General features: G+C 40.6%; 4 protein-coding genes. 3 read left to right on the top strand and 1 reads right to left on the bottom strand.

Going from position 1 to position 4,942, the window contains the following annotated elements; all coding sequences use genetic code 11:
• From Q8907_12700 to Q8907_12690, 3 genes are all read left to right on the top strand, one after another.
• A partial coding sequence (locus tag Q8907_12700; protein MDP4275128.1) for a nitroreductase family protein occupies positions 1-304 on the top strand: 304 nt, incomplete at its 5' end.
• 88 nt (positions 305-392) lie between these two features.
• Positions 393-2,468, top strand: coding sequence for a beta-galactosidase (locus Q8907_12695; protein ID MDP4275127.1), 2,076 nt, complete (start codon positions 393-395; stop codon positions 2,466-2,468).
• A 197-nt stretch (positions 2,469-2,665) separates the two neighbouring features.
• Positions 2,666-3,805 carry a Wzz/FepE/Etk N-terminal domain-containing protein gene (locus Q8907_12690; protein MDP4275126.1) on the top strand — a complete coding sequence of 380 codons (1,140 nt, stop codon included), beginning with the start codon at positions 2,666-2,668 and terminating at the stop codon, positions 3,803-3,805.
• A gap of 41 nt (positions 3,806-3,846) precedes the next feature.
• Here Q8907_12690 and Q8907_12685 read toward each other — a convergent pair.
• Positions 3,847-4,942, bottom strand: a 1,096-nt coding sequence (locus tag Q8907_12685) for a WD40 repeat domain-containing protein (GenBank protein ID MDP4275125.1), incomplete at its 5' end; no start/stop codon positions are given.

The raw sequence follows: 4,942 nt of genomic DNA, 5'->3' as shown, positions 1-4,942 counted from the left end.
TGTGGTTGTCGTAATGGAAAAGCCCAATTTCACGTCTAAATTTGGTTCGACAGTTAAGGACAAACCTTTCCCGCTCATTGATATAGGAATAGCTACTGAAAATTTCTGCCTTCAGGCTGTTGAAGAAGGCCTTGGAACCTGCATTATCGGATGGTTCAATGAAGAAAAAGTAAAAAAGCTGTTAAACATTCCCAATAACCTGAGAGCCATGCTGATCATCATTATGGGCTACAGGTCAACAGAATTGCGGACGAAAAAAAGAAAATCCCTGGATGAGATCAGAAGTTACAATGCTTATAAATAATATTTAACGCACTATAGTTTAAATTTCGAATGATTTTAAAATTTTATTAGAGGATCAAAAATTGTAAAAACCTCACAAGGTCAAAGTCATGTTCAAAAAAATAAACATTCTTATTTTATCCCTCCTTGTTTTTGTAAATACTTACGGACAAAAGGCAGCACATTTTTTTCCTGCTGATCAGCTTATTTCCACAGGGGTATATTACTATCCCGAGCATTGGGATTCATCGCAATGGGAACGCGATTTAAAAAAAATGTCGCAAATGGGTTTCGAATATACTCATTTTGCTGAATTTGCCTGGGCACAACTCGAACCGGAGGAAGGGAAATACGATTTCAGCTGGCTGGACCGGGCCATTGCACTGGCTGCAAAATACCGCCTGAAGGTGATTATGTGTACATCCACAGCCACTCCACCGGTATGGCTTGAACGGGCACATCCGGATGTGCTGGTTAAAAATGAAAACGGGCAAAGTGGGGATCATGGCTCACGGCAACAGGCTTCATTTTCCAATAATTACTACAGGCAATACGCTTTAAAAATGGTAGAACAGCTTGCCAAACATTATGGCCAAGATAAACGGATCATGGGATGGCAGGTAGACAATGAGCCCAGGGTATTTTATGATTACGGAACCGATGCGCAGCAACGTTTCAGGGATTGGCTGAAACAAAAATACAATACCATTGATGCACTCAATAAGACATGGGGCACAGCATTCTGGAGCCAGCAGTACAGTGATTTTTCACAAATAAACATCCCGCTTCGGGCCCAATGGGGAATGAACCTTAATCAGATACTGGACCACACCCGTTTTGCCACCTGGGAAACGGCATCATTTCTGGACGATCAGGCACGTGTCATCAAAAAGTATGCAGAACCCGGACAATGGGTAACTTCAAATTATATCCCCTCATACGATGCCGGAACAATTGGGATGAGCCACGAACTCGATTTTATTACCTACACCAAATATATGGTTAGTGGCAGTGCCAAAGGCATAGGCCCCAAAGGCTACCGGCTCGGGAATCCCGAAAGCATTGCCATGTCAAACGATTTCTTCCGCCCGCTTTCAGGAATATATGGAGTTATGGAACTCCAACCGGGACAAGTAAACTGGGGAGAGATAAATCCCCAGCCTGCGCCAGGTGCAGTCCACCTATGGCTGTGGCATGTATTTGCCGGTGGCAGCAAACTGGCATGCACTTATAGATTCAGATCCCCCCTTTATGGATACGAACAATATCACTATGGCATTGTAAGTTATGATGGGATAACTCCAACGCCCGGAGGACTTGAATACCAGAAATTTATCGAAGAAATAAAACTTTTAAGGAAAAACTACAATTCCGGGGCGAAACTGCCTGCATCCTACACCAACAGAAGGACAGCTATACTTTTCAATCATGAGAATATCTGGGGGATGGAACAGAACAGACAAACCATACAATGGAATTCCCTCGGGCATGTTATCAAATACTATAAATCGCTAAAATCGTTCGGTGCACCGGTAGATTTCATCAAAGACAGTTCTGATTTTTCGGCTTATAAAGTAATCATTGCACCTGCTTATCAGCAGGTTGACAAGCAGCTGATTGAAAAATGGACAAATTATGTAAAAAAAGGTGGGAATTTAATCCTTACCTGCCGGACAGGCCATAAAGACAGGGAAGGACATCTCTGGGAAGCTAAATTTGCAGAACCTATCTATAATCTGATTGGCTCAGAAATAGCATTCTACGACCTTCCGCAGTCACCAGATACCGTACAAATGGATGACCGGCAATACCAATGGGACAGCTGGGGTGAAATACTTAAGCCTTATAAAGGTACAGAAACATGGGCTACTTACCAGGGCGATTTTTATGCTGGCCAGCCGGCTGTAATATTCCGCCGTCTGGGTAAAGGAACCGTTACTTATGTTGGCGTTGACAGTAAAAATGGAGACTTTGAAAAGGATGTTTTGAATAAGGTGTACAACATAATCAATATACCTGTTGAAAATTATCCCGATGGTGTAATGGTTGAATACCGCGATGGATTTGGAATTAGCCTGAACTATTCAGACAAAAAATATGAAATGAATTTGCCCTCAAAAGCAAAAATTCTGGTTGGTGAAAAAATCCTTGAACCTGCAGGAGTTTTAGTTTGGAAAGAAAAATAAATATCCGAGAAGTTAGATAAAAGGTTAAAATAAATTTTAAAGAGTTATCTTAAAAAGATAAATTTGCTTTTTATTTTATACTCGAAATCTAGAATTTAAGGAAATTGGTGAATTTCTTTTTAAATCAGCTGTCCCAGGCAAAAATTCAGGATGGGTTATGAAATTATTTTTCAAACAATTGATTATTAAACGGACTAATGAACGAACCAATAAAAAAGAATAATGAACTTGCCCCTAAACAGGCAACGGATGAAATAGATCTTATTGAAGTTTTTAAAAAAATCTGGGCTGAACGAAAAATCATCTACAGAACAGTAGCCATCTTCCTGGTCTTAGGAATTATGGTAGCTTTTGGCAGCTCTTCGGAATATAAAAGCGAAGTAGTCTTATTGCCGGAAATCAGCAATCAAAACGGAAGTGGCATGTCGGGCTTGCTTCAGCAATTTGGAGGCTTATCCGGATTAAATCTGAATGCTGCCGCCCAATCTAATGGGACGATAAATCCTGCTCTTTATCCCACTATCATTGAAAGTACTCCGTTCATTGTCCGGATCATGAACCAAAAGGTTTATATCTCAAAATATAATGTAACCACATCCGTATACACCTATCTGAAGGATATCAATCCCCCGTCACTGATAGGTATAATTGCAGGATATACCGTTGGCCTGCCAGGAAAATTAATAGGTGCCCTGCACAAAAAAAAGGAAATGCCGGCTCCTGCACAAAAAGCTAATTGCCCTTTAAAGCTCACACCGGACCAGGAATCTATTGCAAATAATCTGAAAGGAAGAATAAAAGCCGTTTTGGATGAAACTGCAGGAACGATAAAGATTGATGTTGAAATGCCTGATCCTTATGCTGCAGCACAGTTAACCGACTCTGTAGTGAATGACCTGACTCAATATCTGGTTTCTTACCGGGTGCAAAAAGCCCAGGCCGATTATGACTTTATCAAAGCCCGTCAGGAAGAGGCTGAACGCAAATATCTTTCCCTGCAAAACCGTTCTGCAGGCTTTCAGGATGCAAACCGGGATGTGATTTCTGCTGCTGTCCTTTCTACCGGAACAAAAATAACCAATGAATATAACCTTGCCTTCAATCTCTACAATACCCTTTCGCAACAGCTTGAACAGGCCAGGTTAAAGGTTCAGCAGGAAACTCCGGTATTTAAGGTTCTTAATCCTGCCGAAGTTCCTCTCAAAAAAAGCAAACCCAAACGTTCACTGATTTTAGCCGCAATGATTTTCCTTGGCCTTTTTGTCGGAGTAGGCATTATTACCGGAAAGATGATTTATCAAAATGCTAAAACAAAAAATGAACCTCAGGCTGCATAGCCCCGGGGTTCATCACTTCAATATTAGTAAGCCATGGAAAACTAAAAATTGGCCTTATACCATTCGTAATATTTCTTGTACAAATTATCTCTGAAGACCTTTGCCCTTTCCTGCCTTTTGTTAAATGCTTCGCGGCTCTCAGATTTTGTTTTGGGAATAAATAGTTTCGTACTGTCCATTGCTGCCTGTATCTGATCATGATAATGGGCATCAACAAAAAGATCTGTATTTATTTTCCATAAAAAGACTTTTTTATCGTCGCCGGCACTGGCAAAATTCTTTCCGTCTGGGCTAAATGCCACACAATTTACGGTTTCGTTATGGCCAATGTAAGTGTAAATCTTTTTACCGGTAGAAACTTCCCATAAAATAATATTATCATCAGCACCTGCGCTGAGCAAATTTTTCCCATCAGGGCTATAGGAAAGAGTTAACACAACTCCACTGTGTAAAGCCAGACTTTTTACCGGAAACTCTTTATCAACATCCCAAAGTTTTACGGTTTTATCTTCTGAAGCACTGGCGAAATGTTTTCCATCAGGGCTAAATGCAACCGAAAAAATATTTCCGTCATGACCCTTGTAGGTCCTGACACAATTGCCTGAAGCAACATCCCAAAGCTTAAGGGTTTCATCAAATGAACCGCTCAGGATGTACTTCCCATCCGGACTAAAAGCAACAGACAGGTTATTTTTCTCATGGCCCACAAATCTTTTCAAAATCTTACCGTTGGTATAATCCACCAGCTTAAAAATCTTATCAAAGGAGCCAAAAGTAAGATATCTATGGTCAGGACTCACGGCCGCCGTCCAAATATCGGTAACAGAACTACTGTATGTATTTACATATTTCCCTTCTATGGTGAAAATTTTAAAATTATTTCGGACCCCCGAAATAATAAATTTTCCATCCGGACTGATCACAATAGAACGTACCGTACCATTAATTCCATCTTTGATGGTATTCTGCAAATCCCCATTTTCGGCATTCCAGATCCGAATCGTTCTGTCTTCAGAACCTGTAAACAGATATTTTCCATCAGGACTATAAGCCAATGCCAATACTTTGCCATCATGTTTCTTTAAAACTTTTTCCGGTAATTCTTCTTGTGCCCAGGCACAGCATGAAAAAACAAAT

This window comes from Bacteroidota bacterium (assembly GCA_030706565.1).
Taxonomy (GTDB): Bacteria; Bacteroidota; Bacteroidia; order Bacteroidales; family JAUZOH01; genus JAUZOH01.
Note: the sequence above shows the minus strand (reverse complement) of the source record. Positions and strands in the feature narration are given on the sequence as shown.